Origin of the sequence: Paenibacillus arenilitoris (assembly GCF_014705655.1) — a bacterium.
In the GTDB taxonomy this organism is placed as follows: Bacteria; Bacillota; Bacilli; order Paenibacillales; family Paenibacillaceae; genus Pristimantibacillus; species Pristimantibacillus arenilitoris.
This window is the reverse complement of sequence record NZ_JACXIY010000029.1, coordinates 1-19,577: the sequence shown is the minus strand read 5'-3', so window position 1 is coordinate 19,577 and position 19,577 is coordinate 1. Positions and strand designations below refer to the sequence as shown.

The window sequence follows — 19,577 nt, the reverse complement described above, 5'->3', positions numbered from 1 at the left end:
GTTATGCAATGGGTATTTTGCAAGCGATCATGGGCTTTCTTATTCTCGATTTGTATTTTAATTTGATTCCGCATCTCATTCCGCTCGGCACGGTTCCTTGGCTGGTCTATGCCATCGGTTTTTTTGTGCTTGCGCATCACGTGGCCAAGCTGACCGGCTTGGACGGCATCGGCAGTCTTGGCGTCAGCTCGCATTACGGCTGGAAAAGAAATTTAAGGATCGGCATCGCGTATGGATCGGTTCTATGGGCGATGATGTATACGCTGCTGTGGCTATTCGGCGATTTTCGGGTGACGGGGGTTAAAGCGGCTCCCGAGGCGGTTATATTATTGATTGAAGCGTTAGCGGTAATGTTTCTAGGTTCTCTAATAAACGATTTGATTGTAAGAGGATATGTGTTTGCCCATTTGAAGGGAAAGATGCGTGCGGGGCTTCTATTGCTTCTATCCTCGGCGATCTATGCCGCGGACGATGTCTGGCTTGCGGGGTTTAGCATGCAGAACGCGATATTTTCAATGATATTGGGTCTGTCGCTTGGCTACGCGCTATTAGAGACGGGCTCGATATGGCTGAGTACGGGCATTCATTGGGGCTTGAACGCGATGTATTGCCTCGTGCACGGCATTCCGGGCAGGGAAGAGGCGAAGGGGCTCCTGCTCGCCGAGCAGGGGACAAGCGGCGCTAGTATGCTGGATAACGCGCATATTATAGCTGCCGCCCTGCTGTTTATTGCGTTATTTATAACGTTCGGCAGGCTAAGGGTTAACCGCGTAAATTAACGGTTCAGCAGCTGCTCGATGCGGGGTGCGATTTGCTCCGGCGTATCCGTCGAACCAAACCGCTTCAGCACCTTGCCGCTGCGGTCGACCAAAAATTTCGTAAAGTTCCACTTGATCGCTTTGGAACCGAGCACTCCGCGCGCTTCGTTCGTCAAGAATCGGAACAATGGATGGGCATTGCTGCCGTTGACATCGATTTTGGCGAATAAGGGAAAGGTTACGCCAAAGTTAATCTGACAAGCTTCGGCAACTTCGCTGTCGCTGCCGGGCTCTTGATTGGCGAATTGCCCGCAAGGAAAGCCCAGAACGGAAAAGCCCTGCGGCCGGTACTTGTCGTGCAGCGTCTGCAGGCCGGAGAATTGGTTCGCGAAGCCGCATTTGGTCGCGGTGTTGACGATGAGCAGCACTTGTCCCTTATAAGGCGCAAGCGTGCCGGATTCGCCGGTTATCGTTTTCACTTCAAAATCGTAAAGAGACATGCTGGTCAAACCTCCCATAGGTTTATTCGGCTGTGCTAGTCTGAAGACGGTTGAGAAATTCGCGCATTTGGCCCAGCAGAGCCGCCGCTTCCTCGGGCGTGCCGTTGAGCTTGCAGGCTAGTTGAGCGGGAATGCCGGAAGCCCGTTCCTTCAAGGCTTTGCCTTGATCGGTCAGCTCGACGATGACGATGCGCTCGTCGCTGCGGTCACGGGTGCGCGTAAGATGGCCGGCGGCTTCGAGCTTCTTAAGAAGCGGGGTGAGCGTGCCCGAGTCGAGATAGAGCTTGTTGCCGAGAGCCGTAACCGATACGCGGTCCTGCTCCCAAAGCGCAAGCATCGTGACGTATTGCGTGTAGGTAAGTTCCAGCTCCTCGAGCATCGGGCGATAGAGCTTCGTGATCTCGCGCGAGCAAGCGTAGAGGGCGAAGCATATTTGGTTTTCAAGCTTGAGTGCATCACGGTTGTCCACTAAGATAACCTCCCGATTATTATATTTTAAAAAATTAAATTGTAATAAATATAATATAGCGCAATATGCCCGAGGATGTCAATCGGAGGAAGGTAATAGAGGTGCTTGACAAAGTGAACTGTAATTATTAAAATAACAGTAATAAACGCAGTTACAGTTACAACGATTCACAAACTTTTATGGATAGGCGGTGTTGCAGGATGAAATTTAACGTAAGCGACTGGGTGCAGGGTAAAACCGGAGAGGGCGAGCTCATTCAAGGTTTTATTGAAACGATGGATATCCTGCAAGGAATCGCGACGGTGTATGTCGTTCATTCGGATAACGAAGCAACAATAGGCAAGGTTGTTGCCGTACGGGAGCAATGGGTCAGAAAGTTGCCCGATAATACGTTAGAGGATGCCCAATACGTCCAAAATTTAATCGACATGGCGCTGGCTACGCGGGATAAAGAATGGTTCATGGAGCTCACGAACGAGCTGAAATCGATCGAAAGCGGCGAACGAAACGAAAATGAAGGGGCAGCGAGCTACCCCTTTCATCATAACCGGCTTGGACCGGCAATTCGATAAGTCTTTACGCCAATCGAATTCCGATGTCGAGCTCGGCCGCCCGCTTGACCAGATGACCCGCTACCGCGATATCGAACGTTGCCATCCCCATCGGGCAAAATAAGACGGGCTCATCGGGAGCGAAGCTTCCGAGCGCGCCGCGGCAGACGACATCCGCCAATGAGCGGGTGTCTTTTTTTGCAAGCCGTCCCGCGAGGCTGAGCAGCTCGATGTCGGTGTTCTCGCGGCAAACTTCGTCCCAGTCGTCCACGATGACGGCCTGCACGCCTCCGATGGCATCCAGCGTATAATCCCGCAGCGATACGTCGAGCAGCAGGGTGCCCGGAGCCGGAGGGACGTTGATATAGCGCTGTTTGCTTACCGTGCATGTGATGACGATGTCGCTCTCGCCGAATAACGTCTCCCAGCTGTCAACGATTCGCGTCCGGGCCCGCCATTCATCGCCTACGCCCGCAAGGGCCGGGTTAGCAGGATCGGGCGAGCGGATATCGAACAAAAGGATGTGCTCCAGCCGGTCTCCGAACAGCTTGCAGCACATGTCGTAATGGAGCTGGCCAACCGGTCCGAACCCGACGATGCCAAGGCGCAGCTTCCGATTCGTTGCCTGCGCGTTCAAGTAATGGCGGATCATGAGGCCGCTGACGGCGGCCGTTCGCGCCGCGCTTGGCAGCGGCGTATTCAGCATCGCATACGGAATGCCGGTGCCGGCTTCGTTCAGCAGCGTGACGCTGTGCGCCCGCGGGATGCCGGCGTCGATATTGCCGGGAAAGCTGGCAATCCACTTGATGCCGGCCGTTTGGACGTCGCCGCCGATGAAGGCAGGCATCGCGATAATGCGATTGGCCGGATTGCCGTAGCGCAAATAAGGCTTAAGCGGCTGCGCGAATTCTCCTTTGTCCATATGCCGCACCGCATTTTCTACGCACAGGACAAGCTCCTCCCACTGCAAACCGATCTCGCGTACGTGTCGATCACCTAGATATAGCACTACGAATAACCTCTCTCTCTTAAACTATCGCGGCCGAATTGTTGTTCCACCCATTCGTCGCTATAGACCGTATCCATATACCGTTCTCCCCGATCATGCAAAATAACGACGCATACCGAATGGTCGGGGATTCCGGGCATAAGTTGTTTCAAAGCCGAGATTACCGCTCCCGAGGAAGGCCCCGCCATGATCGATTCGTGACGCACGAGCTCCCTGCAGCCGATGACCATGTCGAGATCGGTGATATTGAAGGCATAATCCATAAACCGGGTTTGCCCGAACGGGGGAACGATTCCCGCCCCGAGCCCGGGAAACCGCCGATATCCTTTCGCGCCTCCGAAAATCACGCTGCCCGCCGCGTCGACGGCGACGATCTTCGCGGGAAGCTGATGATCGCGCGCGTATTGCGCGCAGCCCAGCATCGTGCCACAGGTGCTGACGCCCCCGACGACGTAATCGACGACACCCAGCGAATCCGCAATTTCCCGCATCGTTCCATCATAATGGGACATATAGTTGTTTTCGTTCTCGTATTGATTCGGCCAGTAACTGCCCGGAATGCGGCTTAGCAGTTGCCGAACGCGGTGCAGCCTGGCCGGCAGGAATTCGCCGGTGGCCGGATCCGGTTCGTCGACGCGTTCGATCTCGGCTCCATAAGCCTGCATGATCCGTACGTTCTGCCCGGACGTCTTCGGATCGATGACGCAGATGAAACGCATGCCGAGATAAGAGCAAATTGCCGCGAGGCTGATCGCCATATTGCCCGAGCTGGACTCGACGATGACCGATCCGGGCCCGATGTGGCCCTGCTCCAGTGCCGAAGCGATGATGCGCGCGGCCGAACGGTCCTTGGCGCTTCCGTTCGGGTTAAGCAGCTCTAGCTTAGCGTACACTTGTATGCCGCGGTCGTTCGCGAACAGCTTCGACAGCCGGACGAGCGGCGTGTTTCCGATAATGGACAGCATGTTTTCCGCCATGAACGAAGCACCTCTCAAAAATATAGTTTCTTCGACTTAACCGATCCCCGCTCAAGCTGCTCGTCATCCGCCGCGCGAGTTACGGCGATGCCGTCCAATATGCGGTTTTTGATCATGAGACCGATATCTTCGATCTTGTGTTCGAGCGCATGCGAAATCGCGGCGAGCATCGCGTCGTCCAGCGCCCTGCTTCGAATATGAACGGACAGCTTGTTATCCCTTATCCGCACCCGCAGCTCCGCGTCCTTGGCGAATTGATGCACGACGCTTTCGATGTCGTAGATGCTGATTTTCTCGCCGTGCTTCAAATCCGCGCCGATCCGCTTGGAGAGGCAGGTGAAGCATTGCCGCGGCACGCCGTCTATCTCTATCGTTCTGAAATCTCTGACCACGTCATAGGTCACGTAACGGATGGCAGGGAAAAGCGATCGAACGTACGAGGTGAGCACGAGCACCGACTCGTTCTCCTGCAACGGCTCGAACCGCGGATCGATCCGCTCGGCCGGCACGGCTTCGGCATAAACGCCGTCCGCCATGACGTATTGCCCGAGCTCGTGCGAATAGGAAGCGATGGCGCCGATTTCGATCGAGCCGTACGTATCCAGCAGATCGAGTGGGGTTAGCCCGAATCGCTGCGCCATGTTCGCCTGCCACTCGGGCGTCGCGATTTCGCCGACCAGAATGATTTTGCGAATGCCGTAGCTCGTCGGATCGGACGCCGCGCGCGCGATCGCTTCCAGGATGGACGGCATCGTGTAGAGAAGCTCCGGTCGGAACGATTCAAGCTTCTTCATATGCTCTTCGATCGGCAGGGAGAAGGAAAGCGACTCCGCCCGCAAGCCCAACCGTTCAAAAATCGTCAGCGCGGTGCCGGCCGCATGCCCGGTTCCCATGTCCGCGAGCGCCGTGCGAACGGACAGCTGGCGGCTTTCGGCCGAAGCGCCGCCGTTCGTCTTGATCTCCAAAAATTCCCGAAAGCAATCGGCTTTGCTCGCGATATAGCTCTCGTCGTCTTCCTCGGAGTAGTAGATCGCCTTGCGGATGCCGGAGGAAGTACCGGATGTCCGGTATACGGAAAGTCCGGGCTCCGTCCTATTTTGCTGCGTGAAATAATGCTTCTCCAGAATGTCCGCCGTCATGAGCGGGAGCTCCGCCAGCTCCGCGGAGTTGGCGTCGATGCCTTGCTGCTCAAGCAAATCGGAGTACCAGGGGTGATAGCGGCTGATTCGGGCAATCTGCTTCCGAAGCGGTGATAGGCTTTGCACGATCTCTCGAACCTCCCAAAAACAAACATATCAGTTTCATTTGCTAATAAAGTTTATGTCGTCGATTACTATTGGTTCTGTTTATGACGATAGCGGCCTACATCCATTTTGAAAAAGGTTCGTATGCTAAAGAGAGTACTTGAAAGAGTGGAGGGAAATAGTGAAAAGAAGATCAGGAAAGGCCAAAACGGTCCGCGTCAGCGGGAGTTCCGGCAGACGAGTGGCGAACAAGTGGATCAAAACGAAGGTGCTGCAAACCGACGGCTGGCTGGGAAGCCATATTCCGGAGACGAAGAGACTGACGATGGATAATTTGTACGACATGCTGCGCAAATACGGCATGGTGTACGTGAAGCCGACTTTCGGGTCGCTTGGGCGCGGGGTTATGAAGACGGATAGGAAAGTGTCGACGAGGCGGGGGCGCGAGCGGGTAAGATACTCGTATCAGCTGAAGGAAACGAAAAGAACGTTCCCGGACTATGAATCGTTCTACTCGTCGCTCATGAGGCACACCGATGGAGCAAGCTACCTTGCCCAAAAAGGCGTCCGCATGCTCAAGCATAAGGGACGCGTCTTCGACGTTCGCCTCGTCGTACAAAGGGCGCCGCAAGGCGGATGGGAGGCGACGGGCTCGGTCGGCCGGGTGGCGCATCCCCGCAAAATCGTCACGAACGGCAGCCAGGGCGGCACGATCTACCCAACGACGTATCTGCTGAAAAACTTCGTCAGTCCAGCCCGAACGTACCGGCTCATGGAGCGAATGGACGAACTGGGCCTTCGCACGGTCAAGCGGCTCAAGCGCACTTATCCGGGCCTCGTCGAAATCGGCCTCGATTTGGCGATCGACCGCAACATGAAGCCGTGGATTTTGGAGGTCAACACAACGCCGGATCCGTGTCCGTTCGCGGTACTGTCCGATAAGAGCATGCTTCGCCGAATTATCCGTTACGGCAAGGCATACGGCAAAACGTACCGGCTGAACTGCATGAAGGCAAGACGGGGGCTATAGCCCCCTTCAATCGCAATTAGTCCGTCTGGATGAGCGACTCCATCTGAAAGGCGGTGCGGAAGCGGAGGCTCTCGACGGGATCGCGCAGATCGCGGCCGGTAAGCCTCTCGCATTTGTCGAGGCGGTAGGTGACGGTGTTGCGGTGCACGAACAGCAGCTTGGCGGTCTCCGCAAGCTGGCAGTGCGTGTCGTAGAACGTGCTAAGCGTCTTGAGCAGATCGCTTCGCTCCTTGCCTTCGATACGGAGCAAATCCTTGAACGTCTCGTTGTAGTACTCCCTAAGCTCCTCCTTCGGAATCATCCGGAGGAGGCTGCTTATGTTCTTGGCGCGGTACGGCTGAACGAATTGCTTCTTGCGGGCGTCATACCCGGTCTGCAGCGCTTCGACCGCCTCCTTGTAGGAGAGCGGAATGTCGGACAGCTGCGGGACGGGCTTGCCGACGCCGATCGAAATCGGAATGCCGTGCGCTTCGCCCAGGACCGATACGATGCCCTTCAGCTGCTCGATGAACAAGCTGTCCTTCGCGTATCCGACGTCTTGTCCCGCGCGCAGCGCAAGGAGAAAGCAGAAGTATTCGTTCTTGGTAAACAGGACGAACCGCAAATCAAGCTTGGCGAATTCGCTCTTCAGCAGGTCGTAGTGGCGGTCGCGCTCGGATATATACCGCCAGTCGAGGTCCGGTTCGCCGGTGGCGATTTGCCGTCCGAACGGGGCGTCGCGTCTTGCGACGACGCTGATGTAGACGGGGTAATGAAGAAGGCCGTAGTTGTTGCCGCGGTGAATCAGCTCCTGCTCCGATGTGATCAGCCCGTCGACGAAATCGGAAAAAAACTCGTTTTTGTAGCGGCGGGAACGCTCCTTGACCGCTTGCTCCTTCAGCATCTCCAGCCCGAGAACGTTGGCGGCCTGCTCCATCGCGTGCTTGGTCAGGCTGGCCTGTTGATTAATGCCGCTGCTTGTTAAGGCAATTAAGCAGCCGGCTTGCTGGAAAGTGACGACGGGCTGCAGCTCGGCTGCCTGATATACGATGCCGCCGGCTTCCAACGGGACAAGCTGCAGCGTACGTGCGACATGCGGGGAGCGAGTCCCGAGCTCCTCCGCCTGCAACCGGGGGAGCAAGCTGCGGCTCAGCTGCTCCGTCATCGAGGCCGAACGGCAGAGCGGCGCGTGCCGACCGTCCAGCAGCATGACCGGCGACCCGATCAGCCGCGCAAGCGCCTCGGTGACGTCCTGCATGCTCTTGCCTTGCAAAATCATTTGCGAGAATCGCTTGTGCGCCGACAAAGCGTAGCGCAGCTCCTCCGTGCGCTTCTCAAGAATATGACTTAGCGAATAGTTGGCCAAATCGCCCAGCGATTGCTCCAAAGAAAGCTCGATAATCGGGAACCGGAGTTCTTCCGCGTGCCGCAGCACGTCCTCCGGCACCTCCCGGAAAAACCGCTTCGTCTTGATGGCGAGCCCGGCGCAGCCGACCTCGGCCATATTCGCGACGAGGGCGAGCAGCGCTTCCGGATGGTCCTTCATTGCGTAGCCGGTCGTCAGCAGCAGCTCCTGCGGTTTCAAATAATGGATAATATCCGGGGCGTCCATAATATTGACCGATTGGACGCTATTTGCCGTGCCGGCATTACCGGCTACGACCTTCGCGTTCGCGTAAATGGGAAGAGCGAGAAGCTCCTTAAGCAGCATGACGGCACCGCCTTTAAGTTGTGTTAGATTATATGACACAATATATCATGCCGGATATAGGCTGTAAACGGCCGGTTATTGAATGTGTTCAATGATCATGGGATATTTTTGGCTATTGCGCACAATGACATTTTGAAGCTCGCCGATTATGATGTACCTAAGTCAACGATTGTGTCAAGAAACATAACAAACAAAGAAAGAGGGGGAGCGAAGACGAATAGACAAAAAACGGCGGGAATATGATGAACAAATCCGGCTGTTTCTTTAAAGGAATCGGACTGCTAGATCGCGAAAGGCGGGGAGCCGTATGGATAGGTGGGGCAAGCCGGAATTGATCATACGAAACGGCAGCGTCGTGCTGAAGGAGGAGGTCGCCCGCCTCGATATCGGCATAAAGGGCGGCAAAATCGTTCAGCTCGGGGAGGAGCTGTTCGGAGGCGGCCCGGCGGCAGTCGTCGATGCCGCGGGGCTGATCGTTATGGCGGGCATGATCGATGTCCATGTCCACTTGAACGAGCCGGGGCTCGGCGAATGGGAGGGCTTCGAGACCGGCTCGGCCGCGCTTGCGGCGGGCGGCTGCACGACCTACATCGACATGCCGCTGAACGGTATCCCTCCGACGGTGACGGTCGACGCGCTGCGGCGGAAGCTTGCCGCGGCGCAGGGGAGGTCCCATGTCGATTACGCGTTATGGGGAGGGCTCGTGCCCGGCAAGCTGCACGAGCTGAAGCCGCTGCACGAAGCCGGCGTCGCCGGCTTCAAGGCGTTCATGTCCTCGCCGGGCGATCCGGGCGAGGACGCCTTCCGCGAGGTCGACGATTACACGCTGCTCGAAGGGATGAAGATCATCGCGGGGCTCGGCAAGGTGCTGGCGCTGCACGCGGAGAGCGAGCCGCTCGTATCGAAGCTGAGCGCGGCGATGCGCGCCGCCGGGCGCCTCGCCCCGGCGGACTACGCGGCTTCGCGGCCGATTGTGGCGGAGCTGGAAGCCGTTAACCGCGCGCTGTTCTATGCGGAGCAGACGGGCTGCAAGCTGCATTTTGTCCATATAAGCAGCTCGGCGGGCGTGGAGGCGATTCGGAGGGCGCGCGGGCGCGGCCTCGACGTGACGGTGGAAACCTGCCCGCATTACTTGGCCTTCGCAGCGCCCGATCTGGACCGGAAAGGCGCGGCGGCCAAATGCTCGCCTCCGCTGCGGGACGAGGCCGAGCGCGAGAAGCTGTGGCAAGCCGTGGCGGCGGGCGAGCTCGATATGATCGCCTCCGATCATTCGCCTTGTCCGGTCTCAATGAAGGAGACGGGCAGCTTCTTCGACGCTTGGGGCGGCATCGCCGGCGCGCAGAGCTCGGTGGAGGCGGTGATCGGGGAAGGTCACGTGAAGCGGGGCATCCCGCTGCCGCGGCTGAGCCGTCTGCTGTCGGGGGGACCGGCGAAGCGGTTCGGCCTTCTGCCCGCCAAGGGCGAGATCCGGATCGGCGCGGATGCCGATCTGGTCCTTCTTGATCTGAACAAGCCTTATATCGTAGAGGCTGATCATTTGTACCACCGCCACAAGCATAGTCCTTATATCGGAGAGACGATGCATTGCAAAATCGAGGCGACTTACCTCGCCGGGAGGCGGGTATTCGACGCGCGGCAAGGCGTGGACGACCGGATGGAGGGCCGGTGGATCAAGGCGGGGCGATAGGCATTCGCCGGCGGGAAAGGAGGAAGTTGCCATGGCGCGAAGCGTGCTTTCGCATCCGCGGGACAAGGAGCGGTTGCTGGACGAATTGGAACGCGACGTCATGTCGACGTTGACGGAGCTGGCATCGTACGGCGCGGATAAGGCCGGCGGCGTGACGCGGCTGCTGTACACGGAAGAATGGCTGGCGGCGCAGCGCGCGTTGGCGGCCAAGATGAGCGGCTGCGGTCTCGAGGCGGAGTTCGACGAGGTCGGCAACCTGTTCGGGCGGCTGCAGGGGGAAGACGCCGAAGCGCCGGCCATTCTAACGGGCTCGCATATCGACACGGTCGTGCAGGGCGGCATGTACGACGGGGCGTACGGCATTGCGGCGGGGCTTGCCGCCGTCGCGCATTTGAAGCGGAACTTCGGACGGCCGAAGCGGGCGCTCGAGGTCGTCTCGCTGTGCGAGGAGGAGGGCAGCCGCTTCCCGATGGCTTACTGGGGCTCGGGCAGCATTGTCGGCAAGCGCGATTTCGAACAAATCGCCGGCTTGCGCGACGCGCGCGGCGTCGCGTTCTCGGACGCGATGACCGGCTGCGGGTTCGGCGAAAGCGCGGGGAGAAGGAGGAGCTTGCGGAGCGTGATCGGCGCTTTCGTCGAAGCGCACATCGAGCAGGGCGCCGTGCTTGAGACGGAAGGGGCGTGCATCGGCGTCGTCGAAGCAATTGCCGGGCAGCGGCGGCTGCAGTTCGAGGTGACCGGCGAAGCGAACCACGCGGGGACGACGCCGATGCGGCTTCGCAGGGACGCGCTCGAGGGCGCGAGCGCCATGATGCAGGCTTTGCGCCGGGAGGCGCTCAGGCGCGGCGATCCGCTCGTCGCGACCGTCGGCAGGCTGCAGGTGCAGCCGAACGTGCCGAACGTCGTCCCCGGCAAAGTGAGCTTCACCGTGGACGCGCGCCACGTCGACGGGCAGCTGCTGGCGCGCTTCTGCGAATGGGTGAAGCGCACCTTCGAGCGGATGGCCGACGAGAGAGGCCTGCGCATCGAAGGAAGGACGTGGTTCCGCGAGGAGCCGGTTCCGATGGACGCCGGACTGACGCGGCAGCTTGAGGAGGCATGCGGCGACCTGGCCGTATCGGCGAGGCGAATGGCGAGCGGAGCCGGACATGACGCCCAAATGTTCGCGCATCGGTGCAGGACCGCGATGCTGTTCGTTCCGAGCAGGCGCGGCATTTCGCATTCGCCGGAGGAATACACGGAGCCGCGCGAGCTTGCAGCGGGCGCGCTCGTTCTGACGGAGCTGCTCTACCGAATAGGCTATGGGGAGGAAAGGCTATCATGAAGGTTTACAAAGATTGGTCGCCTTCGCCGCGGACGATTATGACCCCCGGGCCGGTAGAGGTCGATCCTCGCGTGCTGCGGACGATGTCCTACCCGATTCTCGGGCAGTTCGACCCGGAGTTCACGTCGCTGATGAACGAGACGATGGCGATGCTTCGCGAGCTGTTCATGACGGAGAACGAATGGGCGTTTCCGGTGGACGGGACTTCCCGTTCCGGCATCGAAGCGGTGCTTGTCGGGCTGATCGAGCCCGGCGACAAAGTGCTTGTCCCGATCTACGGCCGGTTCGGCTACCTGCTGACGGAAATCGCGCAGCGTTGCGGCGGGGAGGTCGTCGCGCTCGAGAAGGAGTGGGGCGCCGTCTTCCGGCCCGCGGAGATCGCGGACGCCATCCGCCTGCACCGGCCGTCGCTTGTCGCCCTCGTGCACGGCGAGACGTCGACGGGCAGGTTGCAGCCGCTCGAGGGCATCGGACATGTGTGCAGGGAGACGGGGGCGCTGCTGGTCGTCGACGCCGTCGCGACGGTCGGCGGGGTCCGGCTCGCGACGGATGAGCTGTTGATCGACGCGGTGATCGGCGGGACGCAGAAGTGTTTGTCAGTGCCGGCGGGCATGGCGCCGATCACCTACAACAAGCGCGCGGAGGCCAAGCTGCAGAGACGCAAAAAAATCGAGAGAGGGCTCCTGCCGGAGGGCGTCTCCGCGGATGCGCCTGCGACCTTGAGGCCGATCCAGAGCAATTATTTGGACATCGGCCAGCTTCAAGATTATTGGAGTCCGGCGAGGCTTAACCATCATACGGAAGCGACGTCCATGCTGTACGCGCTCCGCGAAGGGCTGCGGCTCGTCCTCGAGGAGGGACTGGAGGCGCGTTACGAGCGGCACCGAAGGCATGAGGCCGCGCTCGTTGCCGGCATCGAGGCGATGGGGCTGACGCTGTACGGCGATCCTTCGTGCAAAATGCCCGTCGTCACCTGCGTCGAAATCCCGGCCGGCCTGGACGGCGAGTCGGTGCGGGCGATGCTGCTCGAGCAGTTCGGCATCGAAATCGCCAGCTCCTTCGGCCCGCTGAAGGGAAAAATATGGCGCATCGGCACGATGGGCTACAGCTGCAGCAAGCGCAACGTGCTGCTGACGCTGGGCGCGCTGGAAGCCGCGCTCATCCGCCACGGCTGCGAGCTAGAGGCCGGACGCGGCGTGCAGGCGGCGCTGGACGTTTACGGCGTTTAAGGTTAACGCCGCTAAGCCTGGGGGTCGGGTCCATTGGCTATTGGCATTTGCTGACCGGGAGGCACATTCAATCGGCTTACTTACAATAAAAATCTCAAGGAATCTTCCTTAAGCTCATAGTAGCGAATGGTTTTGCCCCCGGCGAGCGGACGAAGCCATCCTTTATCCGTCAAGGCGCGGAGCAGCTTTTGCGCAGTTCGAAAGTCCAGCCGCCACTCGTCGCACACATCCTTGGAGCGGACCGGCCGGCCCAGCCTCCACGCGAAGGCTAGCAACTCTTTCTCTATCAAGCTGGTTGTTCCGGCGTGAACGCCCCGGATCAAATGGGGGCCAAGTGCCAGCTGCAGAAGCGTTCGGCATACTTCGGGCTGATGCTTGATGTCGTCGACGGAGAAATGAAGCATCCTCCAGCCCAATCCGGTCAGAAAAGTATCGCGGTTGAGGGAATAGCTGAATTTTTCGCGGTCCATGTCCTTTACATGGGTTTGAAAACCGTCGCACTCGATGCCAAAACGCCCGAAAGGCGTGATATAGGCGAAGTCGAGAAAGACGGATTTACGATTCCAGTCGTACACCTCGTACTCCGGATGGAGATTGTCGAAGTTGCCGAGCAGCGGCCACCACACTTGTTCGAGCCAAAGCTTCTCCGCATACCGGTGTCCACGCATCAGCCGCCCTTTCCTCTCACCGCTCCTGCCGGACAAGTGCTTCTCGATAAATAATTGGTGCATGCCCTCGAACGAATCCATGAATCGCGCATCCTCCTTAAAAATAAAAAACGCCCATCTGCAGCGGGGCAGGCGGGCGTTCTCCGACTAACTAGTTATTGATGTAACGCTCGAAAATCGAGCCGAAATCTTTCACTTTGTATTGCTTGTGCGTGTTCACGAGCCAGTTGAAGGCCGATTTGTTCAGGCCGTCGAATTGCTCGACGACGTTGAAGTCGCCTTTGTGGAACTGCTGCAGCGTCGTGGAGGCGAGGTCCAGGCTGCGTCTGGCGTACTCGAGCTGGATTTCGTTCTCGCGCGTGATTTCCGAAATTTTGATCAGCGCCTTGTACAGGTCCTTCAGCTCCTCGATATGCTTCTTGTTCACGTCGATGGAGAACGGAGCGGACCCGATCGCGAACTTGATCTCGACGTCCAGGTCGACGGTGCCGGCCGTTTCGAGCGATACTTGCGCGATCTGGTTGGCGCCGTAGGAATAACGCTTGAGCGTCCGCTTCTTGCTCATGGCGCTGGTGCCGTCCAAATGGATGAGCGCCAGGTTCGTAAAGCAATATTCGTCCGTTTTCGATTTGATCAGGAAATAAATTTTTTCGTTGTCCTCGTGCATGACGTAATCGTCGGAGTCCACCTTGCTGTAATCCTCGGGCTTAATAACGGCGCCAATGTCGCTTAATCCAAGCGCGTCCGCGGCTAATTTTCCAAACATTGTACCATTCCTCTCTTTTTCCCATAGAATTATTTCTTAATCATTATATAATGGATTACTGTCCATAGGTTAGTGCTTTAGGGCTTTATTTGCAACGCCGCGGATAAAAGCCGGAAATATTAACAAACTGAGGACAGAAGACGAACAGCTAGAGAACGTTTGACATCAGCGGATGGAGTGTTTGGTTTTGGGTAAGCGGCTGGAAAAAGAAGGAACATTGCGAAGAGGGCTGAAATCGCGGCATATGACGATGATTTCGCTCGGAGGATCGATCGGGACGGGGCTGTTTCTGGCGAGCGGCGGCGCCATTCATTCGGCCGGGCCGGGCGGGGCGCTGCTGGCTTATGCCCTTATTGGCATTATGGTTTATTTCTTAATGACGAGCCTTGGCGAAATGGCAACCCACATGCCGGTATCCGGCACGTTCAGCACGTACGCGACGCGCTTCGTGGATCCGTCTCTCGGCTTCGCGCTCGGATGGAATTATTGGTACAACTGGGCGATTACGATCGCCGCCGAGCTGTCGGCCGCGACGTTAATTATGAAATTTTGGTTTCCGGACAGCCCGTCCGTCTTGTGGAGCGGCTTATTCCTGCTGCTGATGGTCGGGCTCAATCTGCTTGCCGTCAAAGGGTACGGGGAATCGGAATACTGGTTCGCGATGATCAAAATCGTAACGGTCATCGTCTTCATCGCGCTCGGCCTGCTAATGGTTGTCGGAATTTGGAGAGGGGAGGCGGCGGGCTTCCGCAATTTGACGGATAATCCGTTCCCCGCGGGCTTTCTCGCGATCCTCGGCGTGTTCATGGCGGCCGGCTTCTCCTTCCAAGGGACCGAGCTGATCGGGGTAACGGCCGGCGAGAGCGAAAATCCGCGCGAAAATATTCCTAAAGCGATCAAGACGATTTTCTGGCGAATTTTGCTGTTTTATATCCTAGCGATCTTGATCATCGGCTTATTGATCCCGCATACCGAAGAGCAGCTTGCGAGCAGCGATATATCGACGAGCCCGTTCACGATTATTTTTGAAAAAGCTGGCCTATCCATTGCCGCTTCGGTCATGAACGCGGTCATTCTGACGTCGGTGCTGTCGGCCGGCAACTCCGGCATGTACGCGTCGACCCGCATGCTGTGGGTGCTCGCGAAGGACGGCAAGGCGCCGCGGTTTCTTGCCGGGCTGAACAAGCGCGGCGTGCCCGTGGCGGCGCTGCTCGTAACGGCCGCACTCGGCCTGTTCGCCTTCCTCGCATCGTTCTTCGGCGACGGCGTCGTGTACGTGTGGCTGCTCAACGCGTCCGGCATGTCGGGCTTCATCGTCTGGCTCGGCATCGCGATCAGCCATTACCGGTTCCGCCGGGCGTACGCGGCCCAGGGGAGAGATTTGAACGACCTCGCCTACCGGGCGAAATGGTTCCCTGCAGGACCGCTGATCGCCATGGCGCTCTGCGCCGTCGTGATCGTCGGCCAATTCGTCGGCGCGCTGAATGACGGCGCCGTCGACTGGGGGTACATCATCGCCTCGTATATCGGCATCCCGTTATTTTTGGCGATATTCCTCGGGCACAAATGGAAGCACCGCACGAGAATGCTGAAGCTGTCGGAATGCAAGCTGGATCCGGAGGAATAAAAGAACGAAGAAAGCCCAATCCGTCGCACCCGGCGAAGGATTGGGCTTTCTCGCGGGCCGCTTAGTCGAGCACGGCGGTAATATGCGCTTTCGTTACGGACCAGTGCGAAGCCGTCCATACTTTCGCTTTTTTGTCGATGTAAATAATTTGCGGCGATTCGTGCTTCACGGACGTATCTTCGGCAATCAGGTTCGATACCGGACGAGACTCGATGACCTTCACGAGCACGTACTCGGCGTCCTGCTTCGGCTTGTCGTTCAAATAATTCGTGAATTCCTGGTGCGCGTTCGCGCTGACCGGGCAAGTCGTGCTGTGCTTGAAGACGACGAGGGGACGGGTCGAAGAGTTCTCGAATACGTCGTTCCATTCCTCGACGGTCGTAATTTCTTTGTATGTCATGCTCGCATGCGCTCCTTTTGTTCTGCTTGGCAGAGAATGTTGAACCGGTACAAGTATTATAGCGCTTTTGACGGATGAAAGTCATCCCGTGCCGGACGGCCCGAAGCGGCGAATGCAGAGGGTTGGCAAGAATGTTCGGATTTTACGAATAGTCATGTTGAAGGTGAGGGTGTTACTGATATATATCAATAAAAATACGAACGATTGTTATGATTGAGGTTGACGCATTCGTCATTTTGCGTTATGCTTCATCTGTTCGTATAACCTCAAAGATACGGTTTGAGGGTTTCTACAAGGAACCGATAATTCCTGGCTACGAATAGGATGCTTTGGCATACCTATTCGGGGTCGGGAATTTTTTTTATGCCAATGGATCCGGTCAAAATGAACGATGCAGGAGGAACGTCGAACATGAGCAAATACGATGCCATCGTGGTGGGAGCGGGTCCCGCCGGTATTTTCGCATGCTATGAGCTTACGTTGAAAGCGCCTCATTGGAAGGTCCTGTTAGTGGATAAAGGGCATTCGATAGCGAAGCGCAGCTGTCCGATTTTGGAGGAGAAAATCAAGCTGTGTCCGCCGCCCGCGGGCAAAAAGGATTTTGCCGGCTGCCTTCCGGCCTGCTCGATCACGGCGGGCTTCGGCGGAGCCGGGGCTTACAGCGACGGGAAGTTCAACATTACGACGGAGTTCGGCGGGTGGATGACCGATTATTTGCCGCCGACGAAGGTGCTGGAGCTGATTCGTTACGTCGACGATATTAATTTGCGGCACGGCGCGACGACGAATATAACCGACCCGACGACGGATACGATCCGCGATATCGAGCAGCGGGGCTACGCGGCGGGGCTGAAGCTGCTCCGGGCGCAGGTTCGCCATCTCGGCACGGAGCAGAATTTGGAGATTTTGAAGTCGATCTACGCTTACCTGGAGACTCGAATCGACATGCTGTTCAAGGCCGAGGTCGAGGACATCGTCACGGTGAAGGAGGACGGCAAGCACAAGGTGCGGGGCATTGCGCTGAAGGGCGGCGAAACGCACGAGGCGGAGCTCGTCATGATCGCGCCGGGCCGCGACGGGTCGAAGTGGCTGACCGATATTTTGAAGAAGCGCCGCCTCGCGATGTACAACAATCAGGTGGACGTCGGCGTGCGCGTCGAGACGAGCGACGTCGTCATGCGGGAAATCAACGAGCATTTGTACGAAGGCAAGTTTATTTTCAATACGTCGGTCGGCACGCGCGTCCGCACGTTCTGCAGCAATCCGTCCGGCCACGTCGTCGTCGAGAACCACAGCGGCGTCATGGCGGCGAACGGCCATTCCTACAAGGATCCGGCGCTTGGCTCGCCGAACACGAATTTCGCCCTTCTCGTCTCGCACAAGTTCACCGAGCCGTTCGACAAGCCGAACGAGTACGCGAGGGAAATTTGCAAGCGCGCCAACGACTTGTCCGGCGGCGGGGTCATCGTGCAGAAGTACGGCGACATTATGCGCGGCCGCCGCTCCACGGAAGGGCGGATCCGCGAAGGCTTCCTGGAGCCGACGCTGAAGGAGGCGGTGCCGGGCGACCTCGGGCTGGTGCTCCCGTACCATACGATGCGCAGCCTGATCGAGATGGTGGAGGCGCTCGAGAAGGTAACGCCGGGCATCGCGTCCGAGCATACGCTGTTCTACGGCGTGGAAGCGAAGTTCTATTCCGCCCGTCCGAAGCTGTCGGAGACGTTCGAAACGGAAATCACGGGCCTGTACTGCGGCGGCGACGGCGCGGGCATCACGCGCGGCCTCGCCCAGGCCGGCGCGGCGGGCGTATGGATCGCGCGCGGCATGATGGAGAAGGCAGGGGCTTAGTCGCGGGCTTTGATCAGCCGTTGACGGGGGGGACAGCCTGGTTGGGATGATGGCCAGGCTGGCGCCGGAGAGTCGCATGAGGCAGCAGGTGTGGTCGCTTCAGCCGACGGGTGTTTGGAGTAACTGGATTATTTCATCCCGTTATTTTGCCGAATGTCATTGGTCCCTCTCCGTTCGAAATTCGCAAGAACGTCCCACAGCCCCTCAAGGGGGGATATCGGGACGTTCTTCGTCTCTTGGCAGGAGCATATCGGATATCGCTGCGAAATAACAAGTTCTTACACCGGTTGCGTTCCTCGCGGCCAAGTGCTATTATAAAAACATTCGAAATGACCGAATTGGTTTTTTGGTCAGTTTCAGGTGCAGGAGGTGTCCGGATGGCGATCGATCGGAGAAAACAAATCGTGGACGCGGCGGCGAAGTCGTTCGCGTTGTTCGGCTATAAGGCGACGACGATGGATCAGGTGGCGCGGATCGCGAACGTGGGCAAGGGGACGATCTATACCTTTTTTACGAACAAGGAAGAGCTGTTCCACGAGATCATGCGGCGGCTCATTCTGGAAATGAAGCAGGTCGCGGAGCGGGTCGTCGATCCGAACCGCCGCTTCTTCGACAATTTGTACGATGCGCTCGAGCAGCTGCTGGACTTCCGCGAGGAACACGAGCTGGCGCTGAAGCTGTCGCAGGAGGTGCGCGAGATCGGCACGCCGATGGCGCAGGAGGGGATGCAGCAGATCGAGAAGGCGGTCGTCGGCTACATCGCCCAGCAGGTGCAGGCCGCCGTCGACAAAGGCGAACTGAAGCCGTGCAATCCGGAAATGACCGCGTTCGTCATGCTGAAGCTGTATATGGCGCTTACGGTGGATTGGGCAAAGATGCATGAGCCGCTGAACAAGAAGCAGGTCGCCGAGCAGCTGCGGTCGTATATGCGGGAAGGATTGGCTCCGGAATAGTCCGGATGCCTTTTTTTAACCTGAAAAATGACCAAATGACAGAATTGGTCAATCAGTAATCGAGGAGAGTGGACGAATTGAAGTTTAGAGGAATCAAGCAGTTCGGGGCGGAATTGTCCGGGATCGCCCGCAACAAAATGCTGCTCGTCTCGGTCGTCGGGGTGCTGATGATCCCGGTCATGTATTCGTCGATGTTTCTCTGCGCTTTCTGGGATCCGTACGGCCATCTGGACAAAATGCCGGTGGCCGTCGTCAATGCCGACGCGGGCTACGTCTATAAGGAAGAAACGATGCATATCGGCGACGATTTCGAGGAACAGTTAAAGGAAAACAAAGCGTTCGACTGGCATTTCGTGAGCAAGGAGGAGGCGGAGTCCGGCCTCGCCGATCACCGCTACTACATGGCGATCGAAATTCCGGCCGATTTCTCCGAGAAGACGACGACGCTGACGACGGACGAACCGTCTCCGGCGCAGCTGACTTATCTCGCGAACGAAAGCTATAACTTCCTCGCCTCGCAGATCGGCAGCAAAGCCGTCGATACGATGAAGGCGGAGCTGAACAAGGAGGTCACCGCGGCCTATGCGCGGACCGTGTTCGGCCAGATGGAGGAGCTCGCGGACGGCATTGGCCAAGCGAGCGACGGCGCCGGCGATATCGCCGACGGCGCGGGTAAGGCGCAGGACGGAGCGGAGCTCGTCCGCGTTAATTTGGCCAAGCTCGTCAGCGGCTCGCTGACGCTGCGGGAAGGCGCCGCCGAGCTGGCGGGCGGCGGCCGGGAGCTCGCGGCCGGAAGCGCGGAGCTGGCGGACGGCGCGTCGGCGCTGGCGGGCGGCCTGGCGCAGCT

General features: G+C 58.3%; 19 protein-coding genes and 1 riboswitch. Of the genes, 10 read left to right on the top strand and 9 right to left on the bottom strand.

The features are described from left to right. The first annotated feature begins 8 nt into the window (after positions 1 to 8). Positions 9 to 779, top strand: coding sequence for a CPBP family intramembrane glutamic endopeptidase (locus tag IDH41_RS22330; protein ID WP_190865030.1), 771 nt, complete (start codon positions 9 to 11; stop codon positions 777 to 779). Here the strand turns inward: IDH41_RS22330 and IDH41_RS22325 are convergent. Beyond that, positions 776 to 1,258, bottom strand: a complete 483-nt coding sequence (locus tag IDH41_RS22325; protein ID WP_190865029.1) for a glutathione peroxidase — start codon at positions 1,256 to 1,258, stop codon at positions 776 to 778. The two genes, IDH41_RS22330 and IDH41_RS22325, sit on opposite strands and share 4 nt — an antisense overlap. Before the next feature lie 22 nt (positions 1,259 to 1,280). Continuing rightward, positions 1,281 to 1,727, bottom strand: coding sequence for a MarR family winged helix-turn-helix transcriptional regulator (locus tag IDH41_RS22320; RefSeq protein WP_317890800.1), 447 nt, complete (start codon positions 1,725 to 1,727; stop codon positions 1,281 to 1,283). 200 nt (positions 1,728 to 1,927) lie between these two features. Between IDH41_RS22320 and IDH41_RS22315 the strand changes: the two genes are divergently transcribed. Further along, positions 1,928 to 2,299, top strand: a complete 372-nt coding sequence (locus IDH41_RS22315) for an IDEAL domain-containing protein (RefSeq protein WP_190865027.1) — start codon at positions 1,928 to 1,930, stop codon at positions 2,297 to 2,299. Between the two features lie 4 nt (positions 2,300 to 2,303). On the opposite strand, the gene IDH41_RS22310 is transcribed toward IDH41_RS22315, so the two are convergent. From IDH41_RS22310 to IDH41_RS22300, 3 genes are read right to left on the bottom strand one after another with little or no spacing between them, the layout of a single operon-like run. Next, complete coding sequence (locus IDH41_RS22310; protein ID WP_190865025.1) at positions 2,304 to 3,287, bottom strand: 2,3-diaminopropionate biosynthesis protein SbnB; 984 nt, start codon at positions 3,285 to 3,287, stop codon at positions 2,304 to 2,306. Continuing rightward, positions 3,287 to 4,264, bottom strand: coding sequence for a 2,3-diaminopropionate biosynthesis protein SbnA (sbnA, locus tag IDH41_RS22305; RefSeq protein WP_190865023.1), 978 nt, complete (start codon positions 4,262 to 4,264; stop codon positions 3,287 to 3,289). The genes IDH41_RS22310 and sbnA overlap by 1 nt, the downstream gene beginning before the upstream one ends. 14 nt (positions 4,265 to 4,278) lie before the next feature. Beyond that, complete coding sequence (locus IDH41_RS22300; protein ID WP_190865021.1) at positions 4,279 to 5,529, bottom strand: phenylacetate--CoA ligase family protein; 1,251 nt, start codon at positions 5,527 to 5,529, stop codon at positions 4,279 to 4,281. Between the two features lie 160 nt (positions 5,530 to 5,689). Between IDH41_RS22300 and IDH41_RS22295 the strand changes: the two genes are divergently transcribed. Then, entirely contained in the window at positions 5,690 to 6,538 is an 849-nt protein-coding gene (locus tag IDH41_RS22295) for a YheC/YheD family protein (protein WP_317890799.1), read from the top strand. 16 nt (positions 6,539 to 6,554) lie between these two features. On the opposite strand, the gene IDH41_RS22290 is transcribed toward IDH41_RS22295, so the two are convergent. Beyond that, positions 6,555 to 8,228, bottom strand: a complete 1,674-nt coding sequence (locus tag IDH41_RS22290; RefSeq protein WP_190865020.1) for a PucR family transcriptional regulator — start codon at positions 8,226 to 8,228, stop codon at positions 6,555 to 6,557. Between the two features lie 307 nt (positions 8,229 to 8,535). Here IDH41_RS22290 and IDH41_RS22285 point away from each other — a divergent pair, with 307 nt between their 5' ends. Genes IDH41_RS22285 through IDH41_RS22275 form a run of 3 tightly spaced genes read left to right on the top strand, consistent with a single transcriptional unit; the run spans position 8,536 to position 12,468 of the window. Next, the gene (locus IDH41_RS22285) at positions 8,536 to 9,915 is read left to right on the top strand and encodes an allantoinase (RefSeq protein ID WP_190865018.1); all 1,380 of its coding nucleotides are present in this window, start codon (positions 8,536 to 8,538) and stop codon (positions 9,913 to 9,915) included. 31 nt (positions 9,916 to 9,946) lie between these two features. Beyond that, a complete protein-coding gene (gene allC, locus IDH41_RS22280) occupies positions 9,947 to 11,239 on the top strand; it encodes an allantoate deiminase (protein ID WP_190865017.1) in 1,293 nt (430 codons plus the stop codon). Then, positions 11,236 to 12,468 carry a pyridoxal-phosphate-dependent aminotransferase family protein gene (locus tag IDH41_RS22275; protein ID WP_190865015.1) on the top strand — a complete coding sequence of 411 codons (1,233 nt, stop codon included), beginning with the start codon at positions 11,236 to 11,238 and terminating at the stop codon, positions 12,466 to 12,468. Before allC ends, IDH41_RS22275 begins: the two co-directional genes overlap by 4 nt. Before the next feature lie 80 nt (positions 12,469 to 12,548). Here the strand turns inward: IDH41_RS22275 and IDH41_RS22270 are convergent, their stop codons facing one another. Continuing rightward, positions 12,549 to 13,217, bottom strand: a complete 669-nt coding sequence (locus IDH41_RS22270; protein WP_190865013.1) for a hypothetical protein — start codon at positions 13,215 to 13,217, stop codon at positions 12,549 to 12,551. 70 nt (positions 13,218 to 13,287) lie between these two features. Next, the gene (locus tag IDH41_RS22265; RefSeq protein WP_190865011.1) at positions 13,288 to 13,902 is read right to left on the bottom strand and encodes a PH domain-containing protein; all 615 of its coding nucleotides are present in this window, start codon (positions 13,900 to 13,902) and stop codon (positions 13,288 to 13,290) included. A gap of 244 nt (positions 13,903 to 14,146) precedes the next feature. Here IDH41_RS22265 and IDH41_RS22260 point away from each other — a divergent pair, with 244 nt between their 5' ends. Continuing rightward, entirely contained in the window at positions 14,147 to 15,529 is a 1,383-nt protein-coding gene (locus tag IDH41_RS22260) for an amino acid permease (protein ID WP_223829967.1), read from the top strand. Between the two features lie 61 nt (positions 15,530 to 15,590). Here IDH41_RS22260 and ytxJ read toward each other — a convergent pair whose 3' ends face one another. After that, on the bottom strand, positions 15,591 to 15,929 hold the full coding sequence (gene ytxJ, locus IDH41_RS22255) for a bacillithiol system redox-active protein YtxJ (protein ID WP_190865007.1): 339 nt from the start codon (positions 15,927 to 15,929) through the stop codon (positions 15,591 to 15,593). Positions 15,930 to 16,165: 236 nt separating this feature from the next. After that, a riboswitch (purine riboswitch) is annotated at positions 16,166 to 16,265 on the top strand. Between the two features lie 75 nt (positions 16,266 to 16,340). Between ytxJ and IDH41_RS22250 the strand changes: the two genes are divergently transcribed. From IDH41_RS22250 to IDH41_RS22240, 3 genes are all read left to right on the top strand, one after another. Next, complete coding sequence (locus IDH41_RS22250) at positions 16,341 to 17,777, top strand: NAD(P)/FAD-dependent oxidoreductase (RefSeq protein WP_190865005.1); 1,437 nt, start codon at positions 16,341 to 16,343, stop codon at positions 17,775 to 17,777. A 377-nt stretch (positions 17,778 to 18,154) separates the two neighbouring features. Further along, positions 18,155 to 18,730: a TetR/AcrR family transcriptional regulator gene (locus IDH41_RS22245; protein ID WP_190865003.1), complete on the top strand. Its 576-nt coding sequence runs from the start codon at positions 18,155 to 18,157 to the stop codon at positions 18,728 to 18,730. A 77-nt stretch (positions 18,731 to 18,807) separates the two neighbouring features. Then, the coding region (locus tag IDH41_RS22240) for a YhgE/Pip family protein (RefSeq protein ID WP_190865001.1) at positions 18,808 to 19,577 on the top strand (770 nt) is incomplete at its 3' end.